19 protein-coding genes are annotated in these 16,667 nt (G+C 44.4%); 9 read left to right on the plus strand and 10 right to left on the minus strand.

What is annotated here, in order from left to right:
- Window positions 1-5 precede the first annotated feature (5 nt).
- Window positions 6-1,004, minus strand: a complete 999-nt coding sequence (trpS, locus tag AC04MM_RS03915; RefSeq protein WP_475379007.1) for a tryptophan--tRNA ligase — start codon at window positions 1,002-1,004, stop codon at window positions 6-8.
- A gap of 21 nt (window positions 1,005-1,025) precedes the next feature.
- Window positions 1,026-1,304, minus strand: a complete 279-nt coding sequence (locus AC04MM_RS03920) for a hypothetical protein (RefSeq protein ID WP_475379008.1) — start codon at window positions 1,302-1,304, stop codon at window positions 1,026-1,028.
- 66 nt (window positions 1,305-1,370) lie between these two features.
- On the opposite strand from AC04MM_RS03920, the gene AC04MM_RS03925 reads away from it, so the two are divergent.
- Window positions 1,371-2,249 (plus strand): AraC family transcriptional regulator, encoded by an 879-nt coding sequence (locus tag AC04MM_RS03925; protein WP_475379009.1) that lies wholly within the window; start codon window positions 1,371-1,373, stop codon window positions 2,247-2,249.
- On the opposite strand, the gene AC04MM_RS03930 is transcribed toward AC04MM_RS03925, so the two are convergent.
- Complete coding sequence (locus AC04MM_RS03930; RefSeq protein WP_475379010.1) at window positions 2,241-2,435, minus strand: hypothetical protein; 195 nt, start codon at window positions 2,433-2,435, stop codon at window positions 2,241-2,243. The genes AC04MM_RS03925 and AC04MM_RS03930 overlap by 9 nt on opposite strands.
- A gap of 239 nt (window positions 2,436-2,674) precedes the next feature.
- Between AC04MM_RS03930 and AC04MM_RS03935 the strand changes: the two genes are divergently transcribed.
- Window positions 2,675-2,986: a hypothetical protein gene (locus tag AC04MM_RS03935; protein WP_475379011.1), complete on the plus strand. Its 312-nt coding sequence runs from the start codon at window positions 2,675-2,677 to the stop codon at window positions 2,984-2,986.
- Between the two features lie 7 nt (window positions 2,987-2,993).
- Here the strand turns inward: AC04MM_RS03935 and AC04MM_RS03940 are convergent, their stop codons facing one another.
- Window positions 2,994-4,934 (minus strand): methionine--tRNA ligase, encoded by a 1,941-nt coding sequence (locus AC04MM_RS03940; RefSeq protein ID WP_475379012.1) that lies wholly within the window; start codon window positions 4,932-4,934, stop codon window positions 2,994-2,996.
- Window positions 4,935-4,978: 44 nt separating this feature from the next.
- On the opposite strand from AC04MM_RS03940, the gene AC04MM_RS03945 reads away from it, so the two are divergent.
- Window positions 4,979-5,347, plus strand: a complete 369-nt coding sequence (locus tag AC04MM_RS03945) for a YheU family protein (protein ID WP_475379013.1) — start codon at window positions 4,979-4,981, stop codon at window positions 5,345-5,347.
- A gap of 59 nt (window positions 5,348-5,406) precedes the next feature.
- Here the strand turns inward: AC04MM_RS03945 and AC04MM_RS03950 are convergent, their stop codons facing one another.
- Together AC04MM_RS03950 and AC04MM_RS03955 are read right to left on the minus strand one after the other, a co-directional pair.
- A complete protein-coding gene (locus AC04MM_RS03950; RefSeq protein ID WP_475379014.1) occupies window positions 5,407-5,982 on the minus strand; it encodes an NAD(P)H-dependent oxidoreductase in 576 nt (191 codons plus the stop codon).
- Between the two features lie 49 nt (window positions 5,983-6,031).
- A complete protein-coding gene (locus tag AC04MM_RS03955) occupies window positions 6,032-6,421 on the minus strand; it encodes a hypothetical protein (protein WP_475379015.1) in 390 nt (129 codons plus the stop codon).
- A gap of 187 nt (window positions 6,422-6,608) precedes the next feature.
- Between AC04MM_RS03955 and hflX the strand changes: the two genes are divergently transcribed.
- Window positions 6,609-8,024 (plus strand): GTPase HflX, encoded by a 1,416-nt coding sequence (gene hflX, locus AC04MM_RS03960; RefSeq protein ID WP_475379016.1) that lies wholly within the window; start codon window positions 6,609-6,611, stop codon window positions 8,022-8,024.
- Window positions 8,025-8,116: 92 nt separating this feature from the next.
- The gene (locus AC04MM_RS03965) at window positions 8,117-8,287 is read left to right on the plus strand and encodes a hypothetical protein (protein WP_475379017.1); all 171 of its coding nucleotides are present in this window, start codon (window positions 8,117-8,119) and stop codon (window positions 8,285-8,287) included.
- A gap of 22 nt (window positions 8,288-8,309) precedes the next feature.
- On the opposite strand, the gene AC04MM_RS03970 is transcribed toward AC04MM_RS03965, so the two are convergent.
- Genes AC04MM_RS03970 through AC04MM_RS03980 form a run of 3 tightly spaced genes read right to left on the minus strand, consistent with a single transcriptional unit; the run spans window position 8,310 to window position 10,603 of the window.
- The gene (locus tag AC04MM_RS03970) at window positions 8,310-9,050 is read right to left on the minus strand and encodes a hypothetical protein (protein ID WP_475379018.1); all 741 of its coding nucleotides are present in this window, start codon (window positions 9,048-9,050) and stop codon (window positions 8,310-8,312) included.
- On the minus strand, window positions 9,050-9,886 hold the full coding sequence (locus AC04MM_RS03975) for a hypothetical protein (protein WP_475379019.1): 837 nt from the start codon (window positions 9,884-9,886) through the stop codon (window positions 9,050-9,052). Before AC04MM_RS03975 ends, AC04MM_RS03970 begins: the two co-directional genes overlap by 1 nt.
- 3 nt (window positions 9,887-9,889) lie before the next feature.
- Window positions 9,890-10,603, minus strand: a complete 714-nt coding sequence (locus AC04MM_RS03980; protein WP_475379020.1) for a hypothetical protein — start codon at window positions 10,601-10,603, stop codon at window positions 9,890-9,892.
- A 145-nt stretch (window positions 10,604-10,748) separates the two neighbouring features.
- On the opposite strand from AC04MM_RS03980, the gene AC04MM_RS03985 reads away from it, so the two are divergent.
- A complete protein-coding gene (locus tag AC04MM_RS03985) occupies window positions 10,749-12,056 on the plus strand; it encodes a hypothetical protein (RefSeq protein WP_475379021.1) in 1,308 nt (435 codons plus the stop codon).
- On the opposite strand, the gene AC04MM_RS03990 is transcribed toward AC04MM_RS03985, so the two are convergent.
- Window positions 12,034-12,561 (minus strand): hypothetical protein, encoded by a 528-nt coding sequence (locus tag AC04MM_RS03990; RefSeq protein WP_475379022.1) that lies wholly within the window; start codon window positions 12,559-12,561, stop codon window positions 12,034-12,036. The two genes, AC04MM_RS03985 and AC04MM_RS03990, sit on opposite strands and share 23 nt — an antisense overlap.
- Window positions 12,562-12,606: 45 nt before the next feature.
- On the opposite strand from AC04MM_RS03990, the gene AC04MM_RS03995 reads away from it, so the two are divergent.
- From AC04MM_RS03995 to AC04MM_RS04005, 3 genes are read left to right on the plus strand one after another with little or no spacing between them, the layout of a single operon-like run.
- A complete protein-coding gene (locus AC04MM_RS03995) occupies window positions 12,607-14,880 on the plus strand; it encodes an ATP-grasp domain-containing protein (protein ID WP_475379023.1) in 2,274 nt (757 codons plus the stop codon).
- A complete protein-coding gene (locus AC04MM_RS04000; RefSeq protein ID WP_475379024.1) occupies window positions 14,861-15,490 on the plus strand; it encodes a hypothetical protein in 630 nt (209 codons plus the stop codon). Before AC04MM_RS03995 ends, AC04MM_RS04000 begins: the two co-directional genes overlap by 20 nt.
- Entirely contained in the window at window positions 15,487-16,518 is a 1,032-nt protein-coding gene (locus tag AC04MM_RS04005; RefSeq protein WP_475379025.1) for an urea transporter, read from the plus strand. The genes AC04MM_RS04000 and AC04MM_RS04005 overlap by 4 nt, the downstream gene beginning before the upstream one ends.
- Window positions 16,519-16,667: the final 149 nt, after the last annotated feature.

The raw sequence follows: 16,667 nt of genomic DNA on the forward strand, positions 1-16,667 counted from the left end.
ACCTTCTATCTACGGCGAACCAGTCCTACGGTTTCGTAAACTTTTTTAATCGTCACTTCGGCGCGCACCGAAGCGCGCTCAGCACCTTCGATTAATAACTGATCTAAATAATCACGGTTTTTCATTAAGTCATCGTATTTAGCTTTAACCGGCGATAGCTTTTCAACGACCACGTTGGCTAAATCAACTTTTAAATGACCGTACATCTTACCAACGTAGTCGTTTTCAAGTTGTTCGATGGTTTTACCGCTCAATACCGAATAGATCGTAAGTAAGTTAGAAACACCGGCTTTGTTCTCAGTATCGAATTTAATTTCAGTGCCTGAGTCAGTGGCTGCCGCTTTAATTTTCTTTTCGATTTTTTTCGCATCATCGATGATCGAAACAAAGTTTTTCTCATTCTCATCAGACTTCGACATTTTTTTAGTCGGGTCCTGCAGCGACATAATACGTGCGCCGGTTTTACCGATCATGGGAGCTGGCATTTTAAAAATACCCGCGCCGTAGCGGTTTGCAAAATAATCAACTAAATCACGGCATAACTCTAAGTGCTGTTTTTGATCTTCGCCCACAGGTACGATATCGGCTTGGTATAATAAAATGTCGGCTGCCATTAACGTCGGGTAAGTAAAAAGCCCTGCGTTGATGTTTTTAACATGCTTTTCGGCTTTTTCTTTAAACTGCGTCATGCGGTTTAAATTACCCATTGGTGTTAGGCAGGTTAAAATCCATGAAAGTTCTGTGTGCTGTGGCACTTGAGATTGCGCGAAAATGATATTTTTTTTAGGATCAAGGCCAAGCGCCAAGTACTGCGCAAAAAAACTGTACGTTCGGTTACGTAAAACTTCCGGATCCTGATGCACGGTCAGGGCATGCAGATCGGCTAAGAAATATAAGCAGTCGTACTCATCTTGTAACTGTGTCCAGGTGTTGATTGCTCCGATGTAATTACCCAGAGTTAGATCGCCAGTGACTGTGCTTCCGCTTAAAATTGTCTTCTTCATGGGGTATAATGTAGTCGCTTTTTAGATGTTTTTAAAGCTTAAAATCTCGGCAACTACGCTGTCAACGCTGGCAGTGCGAGTCATTGTCATCTGCTGGGCTACGCTTACGGTAATACGCTTATCGGGGCAAAAGCGAAAACAAGAGTAGGTCGATAAATTCCAGATGCGGTCGGGGCGCTTTTCTTCTAACGCGGCTTTGACGGCAGCCAAGAACTGCTCGTGTTCATCAGGAGTAGAGGCTACGTGTTTTCCCATACAGCCAGAGCAAATGACAATGTCGACGGTGCAAGTTTCTGCCATGTCAGATAGTATAAAGCGGAGTTACAAAGATGGTCAAAGAGTGCTTTGTAGGGCATTGTCTTTGTTATGAAAAAAGCGCAGAAGGCTAAGGTAAATTTAAAACTTTTGTACCCGATCGAGGCGTTAGGTGTTGAACACGCCTATCCGGGTGAGATCCGTGTAGAAAAACTGTCTGAGCGTTTAAAACCGAAAGTCGACTTTCCGCACCGTCATGATTTTTACCAGCTGACGTTTGTCACAAAAGGTAAAGGCTGGCACGAGATCGACTTTGTTAGGCATAAAATCAATGGCCGCCAGATTTTTTTTATGAAGCCAGGCCAGGTGCACACGTGGGTTTTTGCCAAAGGGGCTGAAGGTTTTGTGATCGAATTTACCCGCGAATCACTGCCATCGTTATCTGAAAAGTCATTACTATTGTTAAAACAAATCTCAGCCATTCAGGATGCGACCATTTTCAAAAATGAAAATCTTTGGAAAAATTTTGCGACCATTTGCAACCTGATGCTTCACGAATTTACCCATAAATCCGAGCACTTCGAGATCAGTCTTGAAGGTTTATTGCAAAGTCTACTGGTTCCGCTATTGCGTTTGTCTCAGGTCGGTGCGCAACATAATACCTCAACACTTGTTGAAAAGTTTCAGCGGTTATTAGAAGAAAATTTTCAGGCTGAACAACAGGTGTCATTTTATGCCCGCAAGCTGAATATGACTCCTAAAGCCCTGACCATGCAGATCAGACGCAGTTTGAATAAAGCTCCACGTGCAGTTATTCAGGAGCGGATTTTATTAGAAGCTAAGAGACTGTTGTCGTATTCGGATATGAGTGTAGCCGAAGTCGGGTATGATCTTGGTTTTGATGATGCCAACTATTTTACCCGTTATTTTACCAAAGCTGCAAAAGTTTCTCCGTCGAAGTTTCGCGACAAGGTTAAAATATTAACTTAAATGTTTACCAAAGCCGGTTTCTTCCGAGCTTGAACCTTTATTATGGGCCTTTTCGGCATCGAGTGCTACTTTACCGGTTACGCCGACCCATTCGGGAAAAAACATCAGCAAGGCCAGATACACAATTGTAGCGGCAAAAAAAACGATCACGCCACCGGCAAATACCGTTAATACAGTATCATCCATTAAAAACTCCTTGGGCTTTGACTCTATTATAAGCCTGAACCCGCTTTAAGCTAGGTCAGGATTCGACTTTAAATAGCACAAAGGTAACAAAGCTTAACTGGCCTTGCTGTCAAAACTGTGGACAGTAAAATTTCCAGCAAAATACCAGTTGTGGGGAATAATCGTCATTTTTACAGAAATTGTGTTCGAATTTAGGTATAACGCTTAAAACTTTACTAAGTGCCTTATGGGGGTAGTCTATGAATCTGATCGGCGTAATTTTAATAGTATTATTTTCAATTAATATCGTGGCTAACGCCAATGAAGCTGCACGCAGCTTGGTGCAAAATGAGCTTGTAACTTATCAGGCCGAGTACGGCATTTCTAATCCACAGGTTGGTGAATACCTTGGTGTAGTTAACAAAAAATATTCTTTTAAAGTTCAGTACAACAAAGATTTCTGTAACTCGGTAGCCTGTGTTAAGCTTCTTTGTGCCACAAAAGTTGGACTTGATTCAGATGCAGTGATCGACTTCGAAGCTGAAACAAATCCAAATCGTTGTATTAAATAATTTTTAATTACTCTTCAGTCTTCTCAGCATCTGCAACTGCTGGGAAGTACACGCTCTTGGCGTTGATCTTATGACCTGCTGGAAGTCCTGTACCTAACTCATCGGCGCGCATTACGCTTTCTGGCAAGTTTAACGTCTTACGAACTTCGTTCATCGTCTCTGGCGCAAAAGGCGCCAGCATAATCATTAAGTTTTTTAACACGTAAAAACAGGTAAATAGCGCATCTTTGCGATCGGCCTCAACCCCGCGGTCATCGTGCGGTTTAAACTGGGTGAATAAGCTGTTGATCTGGCGGGCGTAGTTTTCAATCTGGCCAAGTAGTGTTGAATAATCGCCTTTTTGCATCGAGCGTAAGTACATCTGAACTAATTTAACTGTTTCAGCTTCGGCTTTACCGATGAGTTTTCCTTCCGGAACCACACCACCGAATTTACCGTTACAGGCAGAGATCGGTTTTTCGATCGCCGCATTTAACGGGCCTGCCAAAAATTTGTTACGTTCAGCAAAATGCGCAAAATCAAAATTCGACGCTTTGACCGGTAAACTTAGCATTGCTAAATAATAACGGATCTGTTCAGACGTATAACCCATCTCTAAGAGTTGATCGCCTGAATAGAAATTGCCTTTTGATTTACTCATCTTTTCGCCGTTCACCATCAAGTGAAACACACTTAAGATTTCTGTCATCTGTAAATCAGTTTTCGTAGGCAGGGCCTGCGGATTGGCCTGTTGGCCTAACCACATCGAGCCTTGCATAATCACATAGAAAAAAACGTTATCTTGACCCAAGAATTGCACCACGGTGCTTTCCGGATCACACCAGAAATCTTTATAACTTTCTGGGTCGCGGCCAGATTGTTTTAAGGCCACTTGCGAAAACACAATCGGGGCGATCAATGAATCAGGCCATACATAAAGTGTTTTACCCTGCATTTCAGGGTCAATCTCTGGCGGCACCGGAATGCCGTTAGAAACATCGCGGGTAATGGGGCGGTAAGCCCAGTGGTCAGTGGCTACCGATGGAATGCCATTGGCTTCAAGTAACGATTGTGCGGTTGCAAGATCTGTTTTGTTCTCAAATAAACATTCAACTTTTTTACCCGGAACATAACGCGATTTATGCTTTGGCAAAGTATCTTTTATCACTTTGTATGCGGCTTCGTGGGTGTTTTCAAAGCGGCAACCGATTAATACCGTGTTGGTCACTTCCTGGACTACGCCGGTGCGCCAGGCTTTTTGTTTGCTATCAATCCAAGACTTTAACGGATCTGCCACTTTCCACATATTAAGCCACCAGTGGGCGGTATCACGCAATTCGGGAGTTGCGTCGGTTAACTGCGAGCGCGGATCTTTAAGCTCACTGGGGTCAAACTTTGCGCCACAGGCGTCGCACTCATCAGAATACGCTTCGACACTTTGGCAATTAGGGCAGGTGCCGCGCACAAAGCGGTCCTGTAAAAAACGGTTAGCTTTTGGGTCAAACCATTGTTTGGTAACGCGTTTTTCTAACATGCCGTTTTTGTACAGACGGCGTAAAAAATCCTGCGAGAATTTTTCGTGTAACGGGTAGGTCTCAGGGCGCGAAGTTCCGGTGAACACATCGGTTTGGATAGAGTAATTTTTTAAGGTTAATTTTTGCTGCTCGTGAATAGTGTCGATAAATTCACGAATGGTTTTTCCGGCTTTAGTCGCCGCAACTTCTGAAGTTGAACCGTGATCATCATTACCGTTAACGAATAAAACGTTTTCAGCGCCGATTAACATGCGCATCCAGCGGGCGTAAATATCTGCGGGAACATGTGCTCCGGCTAAGTGGCCTAAGTGCAGCGGGCCATTGGCGTACGGCATACCGGCTGTGATCACGGCTTTTTTCGGGCGTTTGTGCATGGCTAACACTGATTTTACATCAGTAGGTGGAGTAAATTGCGGCTTTTGAGCTTGAGACATAAGTTAACCTCTAAAGGTAATAATTTAGCTAAAATTCCAAAGGCTTGGCACTGTTTTTAAGGCAAAAACTGATATTTGTGCGTTACATAATACTTGTTTGTGCTTTGATAAGTTTGACCGTGCGAATTACGCGTGCAAACATGCTCTGCATGCACCCGCAAAACCAAGCCGAAAAGCTCAAACCGATCGAAGTCCCTAAAGAAAAATTATCGCCAGAAATCCTTGACGCCCTGATTGAGGAGTTTGTCTTACGCGAGGGCACGGATTACGGAGCCATCGAAATCAGTCTTGCTACTAAAAAGCAACAGGTCGAAAAACAGCTTAATAAAGACGAAATTAAAATTGTTTTTGATTTTTCAACCGAGACAGTGACCCTTGTCACTCTTCAAGAATTTAAAAGATTAGGTCTTTAAAAAAATCCCTGATGGCCTTTTTGTGCTTAAGCCCACAAGCTAACGGCAAGTAGTGTAGCTCAAAGCCACTGGTCGCGAAAGTTCTTGCGGTCAACCGGCCAGGTTTTCCATTGGGTTTTAATGCTCAACGCGAGTTTAAAGTTTTCTAAAATCAGGGTGATGTCATCTAGCGACCAGAAATCATCCCGGTATTTTTTAGCCTTCGGGCTTTTTAGGGCCAGCGCTGTGACTAACGAATACACCATGCCGCTCATCGGTGGGATCAGGCAGCCAAAAGTTGATAACACACCTTGCAGGCGTGAAAGTACGCCTTTACCGCCGACGGAGTGGTTTAACACAAACACGGCCGCAGGTTTTCCGGTAAAACTATCTGTACCTTCTAACTCAGTCGCTTCTTCTAAAAACCGCTGCAGCGGTGACCCCCACGAATCCCAGTAGGTACCGGTGACAAAGATAAATCCCGAAGCTTTGTTAATCTCTTTATATAAAGAAGAGATGTTTTTTATTTTGCTCAAGTGAATCACTTTAACGGTCTGTGATTTAGAAAATGATGTTGCAATAATGCTGATGAGCCTTGTGCAGTTACTGCGGGCGCCTTGTGGACTTCCGTTGAAAATCAGTATCGATTGTTTCATCATATCTCCTTAGATTTAATAGCCTAGATACATCTCTTTTATACCATACCTAAGCTGTCTCACTAGAATTTTCTTTAAGCAAATCGGCGAGCCAGCTCTGTTCCGGAAAGCGTATTAGCATCTGTTTGATCCAGCTAATCTGAAAAAACATTGGCATGTGCTGTAGTATTCGCACTGTCAGCACACTGTATTCGGCTTTCATGGCCTCTTGTGAATTTAAATGCTGGCGCATCACCTCATTTAATAAGCGCAGATTTTCGTAGTAAAGGTATCGCAGGCGCAACTTTGCCAGGGCCGGTTGGTTTTGCTCGATCAGCGAGCGTAAATACAAAAGCTCGGTCTCGGCTTTTTTGGTGTAGTGATCATAAAAGCTCACAACATTAGATGTGGTGATATTGTCTGATTCGACAGCATGTAAATGCGCGATAGTTTTTTTCAAATATTTCCCCTTTAGTTAGTCGTCCCGGGGAAGTTGAAGCTAGAACCGTGCCTGTTGAAAGCTGATAAACTTGGTCTGCTGTATCATTTTCGTCCAAGCCTTAGTCACTGGATGTCAGGTTAAACAGTTTCTCAGTTTGAGAATCGTGGCTATAGCTTTTCCGGGTAAAGCTTGTTAGATTGCCCGCATGACCATCCCGAAAAAAGCAGACTTACCTAAAGCAGTTTTAGTTGGAATACAGCTTCCACAAATAGATAACGCTGAACTGCAGAGTTCTTTAAATGAATTAACCCGCTTAGTGACAACCCTTGGTTACCGGGTCGTAGGACAAGTAACGCAAAAGCGCAGCAGCGATCGTTCGGCCTTAATCTTGGGTGACGGTAAAATGCAAGAGCTCGCCCGTTGGACCGGGGGAACCGGAAAAGTTGCAAGTCTGGTTGAACGTAAAAAATCCAAAGCTGCTCTTAGGTGGGAAGAAGAAAAATCGCAAGAAACTATTGAGGCCGATCACAGCGATGAGATTTACGAAGAAAGCGATGCGGCAGTTAACGAGATTACCGAAAAAGCTGATATCGTCATTGTTGATTGTGATCTATCGCCATCACAGTTGCGCAACTTAGAAAGTGCGACCGGAGTATCGGTTTTAGACCGTACCGGTGTTATTATCGAGATCTTCAGTCGTCATGCTAAAACCAAAACAGCGCGTCTGCAGGTTGAAATCGCCCGTTTAACTTACGTGGCCCCTCGCCTGCGCGAAACGGGCGGGGGAGATGACCGCGAGGGCGGCGGCGGTAAAGGTGTCGGTGAGTCGGCCCTAGAACTGGATAAACGTAAAATCCGCGACCGCATCAAAGAACTTAAACTAGAATTAAGTGCAATCAGTAATGAGCACGATGTGCGCCGGGCCAGACGCAGTCAGGAGCTCACGGTCGCTTTAGTAGGGTATACCAATGCCGGTAAGTCTTCGCTTATGCGGGCCCTTACCGGCAGTGACATTCTCGTGGCCGATAAGCTATTTGCCACGTTAGATACGACCATTCGTCCGCTGTATCCCGAATCGCGTCCTAAACTGTTAATATCAGATACGGTGGGCTTTATTAAAAAGCTTCCGCATGATCTGGTGGCCTCATTTAAATCAACTCTCGACGAGGCTTTACACGCATCGCTGCTTTTATATGTCGTCGATAGTTCCGATCCATCTTTTCGCACCCAGCTGGAAGTGACGCAGAAAGTGTTAGCCGAAGTCGGGGCCACGGATGTTCCGCATTTACTGGTGCTAAATAAACGCGATAATTTAACTGACGAAGAACAGGCAAACCTGGCCAGCGAGTATCCAGAGGCCATCGCCATCTCAACCCGCAGCCCGGAGGATCTAAAACACCTGCGGGAAAAGATCTTAAGTTATTTTGAAAGTGATATGGTTGATGAAGAGCTGTTTATTCCGTATCTTGTTCAGGGGCAGATTATCGGTGATATTCGCAGCCGGGTCAGGGTTTTATCCGAAAGTTATAACGAATTAGGACTGACGTTAAAGATCCGGGCAAATTCGAATGTGGTGGCCCAGTATCAGGAGCAACTTAAAAAACTTACTAAACGCAGCTAAAGCCGTATAAAAATTGACCAGTAATGTGCTTAAACCAGGGGAGCGTTCACATTCTAGTAGCGAATCAATAGTATTGTGTTAATCATAGCTTTATGAAAAAGACGGCTACCACAAACAAACTCCTCCTTGAACTGACTAAACGTAAACTTGAAGCTAATAAAGCAGGTACCTCTGAGTCTTTCGGTAAGTTTTCCTATAAAAAACCGCGCAATGAAAATAACTCAAACGTAGGCCCGTCATGGGGCGGACGTAAAGGTAATTAGTTTTTAAAAAAGGTTTACGCCGCTACTTTTCTGGAGATAACGGAATTTTTCGCGAAAACCTGGCCTCTTGCGGATTGTTCAGATCAATTTTTGATTCAAGTAGAACGTGATCATCGCGTACTATGATGCGCTCTACGCCCAGACCAACAAAATAATTTAAGATATTCGCGACAAAATTCTGCAGGTATTCAACCACCGCAATCGGCGTTGATACAATCGATCCGAACGGAACCACTTCTCCGGCATCATCAAAAAAGCGCTTAAATGGTATCGTGCCGACCGGCAGAAGATTGATGGCATCAATTTCCAGCGAGCTAAATAATAGATCTCCGATAAACGTTCCAAACTTGGTTTTTGAAAGTTTGTAGCCTTTTAAAAAGTAAATAATCACATAGTCTTTTTCAGGATCACCTTCATTATGGGCACAGATATAAACAATATTGCGGTCGCGGTCTAACTGCGCCACAAATAACGGAATCGGTAAAATTGAAAACCAGGTCGACTCTGTCGGGCGGTAATAGCCTTCAAAGGTAATATCGCGCTCAGCTTTGAAAGATCCGTTTTTAAAGTTTACTTTGCTCTCGGCGCGGTTTTGAATAATTGATTGTTCGGGAAAATACTCACCTTCTTCTTTATTGGCTTTAAATATCCGCTGTGCCACGGTGGCGATCTCTTTAGGTTTGATCAAGCAATGCTCGCCCACAGCTAAGGCGGCCTGGGTGCTTAAAAGAGTAATGATTAACAGTAAAAGGTTCTTCTTCATTACGGCTTCCTAACTGGCGGGTTATGGCCTTGTGCCTGCCACTGTGTGCTGCCATGGACATAAAATGGGCGCTGCATTTTAGCCAGATTCAGATCAGTTTCTAAATCAATATCAACTTGATCCTGCGAACGAAACTGTACGGTTAAATGCCCCTGATAGATCATATAATTCTTTTCAGATCGCTGGCCGCTGTTGTTTAACTCAAAATGCGTAGCACGGATAATGTCGGTCACATCTGCAAATGGACCAAGCTTCTGTGCGATGACCGATTTTTTTAAGATAGTTTTAAATAGTTCTTCATCCGGAAAGTACAGTGAAAATGAGCCTGCCAGAAAGCTCATTGAAACCGGTGTTTTTGATTCAAACCAGGTGCCTTCAAGTTTTAACTGCACATATTGGCGTACCGTTGTCCAAAGGGATTGATCCGGTCTGTTCCAGATAATCTTCATCGGTGTTTGCGAAACATTTTTTCCGGACTGATCTTTTAACCAGCTGTAGATTATAATTTTTTCGCTGGTTTTATGGCGGTACTGTAAATAAGCATTAAAAAAGCATTGGCCAAGCTGTTGGTAGTAATAGATTTTTTGATCTAAGGCTTTAAAGCCGCAAACCGCCGGTCGTAATCCGATATCGGTAATTGTCTTATCGATATCAACCACGATTTTTTTTGTTAAGTAATAGGCCCATGAGTTAAACCACTTAGGCGCAGGTACCGTTTTCGGGTAGGCTGCATCCTGTGGTTCAGGGTTTAGTACGCCCGCGAAAGCCGGCTGCATCAGCAGCAAGCTTAAGGTGCAAACTACAGATAATAATAAAAACACAAAGTTTTTTTTCATGAATTATTTCTTATCTACGTATTTTACTTCTAGTGAGTATTCGCCGTTATTAAGTGTACCTCTGATTTCACAGATCATTTTTACAGCTTTGACTTTACCGGTGTGGATATCAGTTAAGTTTTTCTCTGATTCACAGCTGCCGCGAACCTGGCCGTCTTTAATATTAAGCTTTGCGCTTTGTAAAGTGATCGAGAAAATATTCGGGATTAAGTCGTTTTCAGCTTTGATATTTACATATCTAGGTTTGCCTGTTTTAAAATTGGCAAAATCCAAACTACCCTGAACGACGGGGCCGTTGGCAGTCGGGTATTCACGGTATATTCCTTTTGCAAAAAGGTCTTTGGCATCCACAGTAATACGCGGGATAATTGCATCAGTGTTTTTAATCAGATCCGTCGGGGACTGAAATAAATCTACCGTGATATCTTTTGCAAAATACGCCTGGGCATTTACCACGACATCGCGGGTAGTGGGTTTATCAGAACTGATGATCAACGAGTTAAGCTGAAAATCGACATTGACTCTGCGTAAAGAATTAAAAAACTGAGTCAGCACTTCAGAAATAATACGCGATTCCAGTGCGTTTGGAGCCTCTGCTTGTTGCGGGGGTACTTTCGGCATTTTATCGGCAAATGCCGGTGCCGTCATAAAGGTTGCGGTTAAGGCTGCGGCTGCTAGGATCGGCGATATTTTAACAAACGGGAATTGTGCTTTCATATGATTTTCTCCAATAGCTAGGAGTAAAGCAATTTCCTGACGCGTTTAAAGCTCTTAACTTCGAATACACCCCACGAAGAAGCAGCTAGTGACAAATATGGCTTTACAGCTTTAGGCGGTATGTACGTTGCACATTTTGCGCTAAATGAAACACTTTTTACTTATTATCTTATGTTTGTGTCCCATTTTAGCCCAGGGTAAATCCTTCTATCCCGAGTCTGCCCCGAGAGATAATGACCGCGTATCGAATTTTATCGATAGTGTGTATTTTCACCGCTTAGAGGAGATGGAGGCCATGCGCCTAACCGAACATACGATGGCGGTGGCTCCCTGGTCAGATAGTTATTGGCCGCTGTATTTAGGGGTTTTAGCTTTTCGTTACGGTGATGCCGCTTATCCGCTTTCGTTCGATTTTCGGGTAAATAACGCTTACATGCTGAAGAATCTCGGAAGAGCCGCTGATATCGGAGATATCTCGCCGGCTGAAAAATATGATCTGTTGATCGGTAGTAAAAACTTTGAATTCACCCGCAGGATGCTCAACAAAGGAAAACAAAATATCGGCAGTGATGGTATGGTTCCTAAGTGGCTTGGGATCTGCCATGGCTGGGCGCCAGCTTCCATGAGTGTACCGCGGCCAACTAAAGTAGTGCATGTGCGGGTCGCTGACGGGCGTATTATTCCTTTTTATCCATCCGATATTAAAGCCTTAATCACTTTGCTCTGGGCTAAAGCTGAAACCAAGCAGGTTTTTGCCGGAGGGCGCTGTTATGAACAAGTCATTCGCAGAGGAGCATCTGGGCGGGCCATTAATCCTGATTGCCAAGACTCAAATCCTGCGACCTGGCATTTGGCGGTGGTTAATCAGTTCGGTTTTGATAAAAAAAGTTTTGTCATGGATACGTATGCCAACAAAGAAGTATGGAATTATGTCGTCACCAGTTATCGCTACAATTATTTTAACCCGATCACGAGTCAATCAACGACTGTCTTAAGTGATGCAAAAGTACCGATTGCTGATTTTACCAATGATCGGTTTAAAAAGTTCCGGGCCAAAGGCACGCACTCGGTTGTGGGAATTGAAATGGATATCACCTACAAAGACGAAGCACCTCCGGTAAAACAACAATTTGATAATGAAACCTTTGATCTGGTTGTGGCCAAAAAATTTCGGTACGATCTGGAACTTGATGTGAACGGTAAAATTATCGGTGGCGAATGGCATTCCGATATCTATCCCGATTTTCTTTGGCAAATGGCTGATAAAAAATGGCCACTTGCACACGGCGACCAGCTATTAGTAAAAGAGGGCGATACGGCTACGTGGAACGAAGGCGAGCTGCTTCCGGCAAGTTGGGCGCGGGCTGCACGTCTATCCGTTGCAAAGGAGCAGCCGCTGGCTAAAATTGTCGAGGCACTGATCGTTCTTTCTAATAAAGAGGTTCAAAGATAACATAGCTGATCTTTTGATCCATGTTTTTTTGTATCCCAGCTTTTGCCGGTGTCATTTCCGGAAAATTTATCCACGGATTCATCCAGCCGTTTTTTGTGCGGATAAAATAATGCCCACTCGGATATTGTAACGAGGGTCGTGTGAAAATAATGGTGCCCGCTTTAGCGAGGTGTTTTTTGTGCCTATGCGTAGCAAAACGTTCGAATTTATATTCGAGTCCTGAGTTTCTTAGTGCGGTAACAATTTCTTTACAGTAGATTCCGCGCGTCCACGCGAGCTTTGGTGTTTTAAAAGCTTTCAATGCTTGTGAATATGTGATGTTACAGCGGCTGGCCACGCACGCAACACCGCAACCCATGGGATGAATTTGCGTAATAAGTGGAAAATCTTTCGTTGCGTAGTTTTTTACCCGTGTGTGGATATTAGCCCCCAAAATCGTTTTTATTATTGTTCTTCGCAAGTTGAATAGCAAGGGAAGTTGAGAATGGCTTTTGCAAATGGTCATTCTTCAAATATGACGCTCTGAAAAAAATCATGACAAGGATAATCTATGAATTCAAAAAGTATATATATCAGTGGAATGCACTCGGGTCAGAGCCCGTTTCCCGGAAACGGAATTGCGCGCTGTTTAAGAAAAGCTTTTCCAGAAATTAATCTTATTGGTGTGGATCACTGGCAGGGGAGTTCTGGCCTGCATGATGATTATTTAAATGATGTTTTACTTTTTCCGCAGTGGCATCAGATAGATCATGAGCGCCATACAAATCATATTCGCTCGCTGCTTGATGAGGGCCATTTATGGATTTCGTCCTTGGATATGGAAGTGCATTGGCTGCAAGAAAATGTGGGCGAGCATCCAAATCTATTTGCACCGGGTAAAAAAGCCATCAAACTCACTGAAAAACCTGAAGTGCAGGCTTTTAGCAATATGGATTTTTATATCGCTGATCATATGTCGGCCCTTGCACCTGATGACGAAATTCATGCTTTTATGCGGCACCACTCTTGGCGCTGTTGGTTAAAAAGTCCGTACCATGATGCCAGTGCCATCTCTTCTTGGAGTTCATTTTTGCGCAGTCGCGATGCCATGACCCGTAACTGGAAAACGCCGCGACTATTTTTACAAAGACATATTACCGGCAGTGAAGAATCTATCGCTTTTTGTGCGCATCAAGGGCGCCTGCTCGGTGCGGTTCACATGGAAAAACGCCAGATAACAGCGCAGGGTAAAACCTGGGGGGGCCGGGTGAACGAACTTGATCCTGAAACCACCGAGCAATTGCGACAAGTTGTACAAAAGACCCAGTGGTCTGGCGGTGGCGAGCTTGAATACACCAAAGATCCAGATGGAAAAAAATGGATTATCGAGTGTAATCCGCGCTTTCCTGCCTGGATTTACGGGGCAGCCCTTGCCGGATATAATTTGCCGGCAAGAATGGTGTCAGCGGTATTGAATAAAGATTTTTGTGAGCATAAATCAGCCTATCCGTTTTTTGTTCGGGTCGTGCATGAAGTGCCAGCGAAAGAAGAAGTAGGGATGGGGTTTGCTGTTGATTCGCAATTGATCTCGACCTGGTCAGCCTCACACGGCGGTAAAGGTAAGGGAAAAGGTTCAGTTTCGCTTCCTGAATTAAAAGACTCAATCAAAGATGACGAACTAAAAGAAAATCTTAATCTACCGACATTAGAAGCTGAAACGCCGATGCCGTTAGCCTATAAAAACGAGGTGTTTCAGCAGGTACAGAAGTTTCAAGGCGAAACGCCGGCGCGCATTTTACTTTCAAACTGGTCGCAGGCATCGTTTGATCATGTCACACTTCCGTCACGCTATGAACGCTCAGCCGCCCCTGAAATTCGCATTGGCTACAGCGTAAAGACCAGCCCAACAGATGCCCAGTTACTTTGTGCAAAAGAAAAGAATTTTTATCTAGAGTGTATCAGTCAGGCTGAAATTGAGCGGGTTATTAACCTGGGTGTGCCAGCAAACCGGGTGATTCTAAACGGACCGGGAAAATTCTGGCCAAGTACTAAGCCGCCACAAACAGGATTGCACATGGTTTTTTGTGATTCGATCGAAGAGTTCGAACGATCGGCAAAAATCCCAAATCTTACCCAGTGTTTAGGTTTGCGTATTCGCTTACCGCAGCTGGCTTCGCGTTTTGGCGTGGCAGTTGATGAATTTGAAGAATTTGAGCGTCTGGTTCAGGCCATCCGTTCGGTCAAAGGTAAAGTGGCGCTGGGGTTTCACTTTCATATGGCCAGCTGGGCGATCGGCATTCAGCGCTGGAGCGAAAGTTTTCAGTCAGTGCTTACCTGGTGTCACAGCCTTGAACAACTGACGCAAGTAAAAGTTGAATATTTAGATTTAGGCGGTGGTTTTTTTCCGCAGGATTTTAAAGACTTAAATTTTTCTGTTGTGCAGGAATGTACAGCGCAGTGGCTTAAAAATGTTAAAGGTATTTATTTTGAGCCGGGGCGTGCTTTAACCCAAGACGCCGAGATTCTGGTGTCGCGGGTATTAGATATACGCCACTCAGCCAAAGGTAAAATCAAAGAAATTGTTGTTGATGCGAGTGTGGCTGAACTTCCGCTGGCCCACAATTATCCGCACCGGATCTTTTTTCAGCATCAAAGCGGGGCTAAGTCTGCAGTGCAGACATTGGAAAAAGGCGGCACGCGTATTTTAGGGCGCATTTGCATGGAGGATGACATTCTAAGTTACGGTGTCAAGATTCCTGAAGATACGCAAATCGGGGATCTGATTGTCTTCGGAGATGCGGGAGCCTACGAGAGGAGTATGAGTTATGAATTTGGTCGCGGTTAAAAATGAAGAACATTATAAAAAATGGTTAGAACACGGCTCTTCGACGATCATGCATCATGACGGTGATTGCTGTGACCGGGCACGCCTTTGGTTTATGTCGATGGCGCGATCTATGGAATGCCGGGCTGAATCTCAGTATCAGCTTAAAACGCCGGTCTGGTTATTTGATAAATACGAATGGGGCCCGACCCCTTGGCCAATTTCTTGGTGTGAGTTGGTCAAAGAAAAATATATCGATTGCGGTGCTTTTTCGGCGCTGACGCGCGAAATTTTTAAGGCCCAGGGGCACGCTGTGCATCCGGCAATCGGTCTTTTTAGTTTTACCGAGGATTGTACGAATCACTGGAAAACCTACTGGAATAAAAAATTGCCGCAAAAAAAAGACGGTCAGTTTTTTCCGTGGATCGGCTCTAAAACCGTGTATCACGAAGTTTGTCTGCTCGAACAGCCGGATGGCTCGGCGCGAATTTTTGATTCGACCTTTGGTATCTGGTATGAGCCGCATAGACGCGACGGTTTTGGTGCGCTCCTCGCTGTCAGATCCGAATGCCCGCGCGTGCTCAGCTGGGGTGATAAAACCATGGTCTGCGGCGAATGGGTCAGTTTATGATAAAAGCTGAAACCCTAACTCTGCGATCGCGATTGCAGGTACTCACTGTGCATACGCAGGATTACCTGCAGGCACTGGGGCATTCGTTTTGTTTTACAAAGCCTTTGTTTGGTGCGGTGATTTTTCTGATGTTGTTAGTTGCTGACCCTAGGGTTTTTGCCATGGCGGCTCTAGCATCACTTGCCGGCTACGCCCACGGGGTATTTTATCGTACTCCCAGAGCCATTAAAGAGTTGATCACGATCAATGGTCTTTTTTTCGGTATTACCATGGGGATCTTTTTTAAAAATGCGGTTTCATTTTATTTTTTGTATACGCTGGGAGTCGTGTGTTTGCCACTTTTAGTAAAGGCGCTTTATGAGATCCTGCAGCACTGGAAACTTGGGCCTAATTTTGCTCCCTATATTCTGATTATGTGGATCATAGCTCTTGCCTCGGGAGGTCTCACTCTGGCAGACGGAATCCCGCTGTTAACCACCTGGGAGGGCGTATTGCTGCCGCTTCGGCTGGTGCGCGCAAGCTTACTCGGGGCCTCGCATGTTTTTTTTCTTTCTAATGCCTGGGCCGGGCTGGCCTTGGTTTTTTTAGTGATGGCCTTTGATTTTCGCCGCGGCTTATTTTTCTTTGCCGGCTGTGTTCTTGTCACCTTAATTACATATTTTTGCTTTTCAGATATGCCATGGGAGTATGGCTATTTAAGTTATTGTTCTGGCTTAACAGGATTATTGCTTTCAGCTTCGGCCGAAAGAATCAATGCGCGCACGATTTTGTTTTTCAGTTGTGTGACAGCCGTGATTCACGTGGGCTTATTTCGTTATTTTCAAGGCTCACAATTGCCACTTTTTAGTTTACCGTATGTGTTAACTTACTGGTTAGCTACACTAAGCCGCGTGCCACGCGTGAATTTTTCGTGGGAGCGCGATGAACCAAGACTGATTGATTGGCAGACACAATCAACTGCGCCAAAGGTTACCCAGGCGATCATTCCACTAAAGCCCAAAAAAGACCCCTCGTTATTTGCTGATTAATTTTAAACGCCCTCTTAGCGAAAGCTAAGGGGGCTGTAGATTGCCGTTATGCCAGTTGCAAAGCGCGAAACTAAGAAATTGGTATCTGAAGTTTGGATCTCCACACTAGACCGTATAAGGCAACGAGTCAAAAAAGTAAGCATAGTTAA

The organism is Bdellovibrio sp. SBM16 (assembly GCF_056175625.1).

Excerpts from the sequence above, each read along its gene's own strand:
- trpS (WP_475379007.1), bottom strand. The coding sequence starts at position 1,004 with ATGAAGAAGACAATTTTAAGCGGAAGCACAGTCACTGGCGATCTAACT.
- AC04MM_RS03920 (WP_475379008.1), bottom strand. The coding sequence starts at position 1,304 with ATGGCAGAAACTTGCACCGTCGACATTGTCATTTGCTCTGGCTGTATG.
- AC04MM_RS03925 (WP_475379009.1), top strand. The coding sequence starts at position 1,371 with ATGAAAAAAGCGCAGAAGGCTAAGGTAAATTTAAAACTTTTGTACCCG.
- AC04MM_RS03930 (WP_475379010.1), bottom strand. The coding sequence starts at position 2,435 with ATGGATGATACTGTATTAACGGTATTTGCCGGTGGCGTGATCGTTTTT.
- AC04MM_RS03935 (WP_475379011.1), top strand. The coding sequence starts at position 2,675 with ATGAATCTGATCGGCGTAATTTTAATAGTATTATTTTCAATTAATATC.
- AC04MM_RS03940 (WP_475379012.1), bottom strand. The coding sequence starts at position 4,934 with ATGTCTCAAGCTCAAAAGCCGCAATTTACTCCACCTACTGATGTAAAA.
- AC04MM_RS03950 (WP_475379014.1), bottom strand. The coding sequence starts at position 5,982 with ATGAAACAATCGATACTGATTTTCAACGGAAGTCCACAAGGCGCCCGC.
- hflX (WP_475379016.1), top strand. The coding sequence starts at position 6,609 with ATGACCATCCCGAAAAAAGCAGACTTACCTAAAGCAGTTTTAGTTGGA.
- AC04MM_RS03965 (WP_475379017.1), top strand. The coding sequence starts at position 8,117 with ATGAAAAAGACGGCTACCACAAACAAACTCCTCCTTGAACTGACTAAA.
- AC04MM_RS03970 (WP_475379018.1), bottom strand. The coding sequence starts at position 9,050 with ATGAAGAAGAACCTTTTACTGTTAATCATTACTCTTTTAAGCACCCAG.
- AC04MM_RS03975 (WP_475379019.1), bottom strand. The coding sequence starts at position 9,886 with ATGAAAAAAAACTTTGTGTTTTTATTATTATCTGTAGTTTGCACCTTA.
- AC04MM_RS03980 (WP_475379020.1), bottom strand. The coding sequence starts at position 10,603 with ATGAAAGCACAATTCCCGTTTGTTAAAATATCGCCGATCCTAGCAGCC.
- AC04MM_RS03985 (WP_475379021.1), top strand. The coding sequence starts at position 10,749 with ATGAAACACTTTTTACTTATTATCTTATGTTTGTGTCCCATTTTAGCC.
- AC04MM_RS03990 (WP_475379022.1), bottom strand. The coding sequence starts at position 12,561 with ATGACCATTTGCAAAAGCCATTCTCAACTTCCCTTGCTATTCAACTTG.
- AC04MM_RS03995 (WP_475379023.1), top strand. The coding sequence starts at position 12,607 with ATGAATTCAAAAAGTATATATATCAGTGGAATGCACTCGGGTCAGAGC.
- AC04MM_RS04000 (WP_475379024.1), top strand. The coding sequence starts at position 14,861 with ATGAATTTGGTCGCGGTTAAAAATGAAGAACATTATAAAAAATGGTTA.
- AC04MM_RS04005 (WP_475379025.1), top strand. The coding sequence starts at position 15,487 with ATGATAAAAGCTGAAACCCTAACTCTGCGATCGCGATTGCAGGTACTC.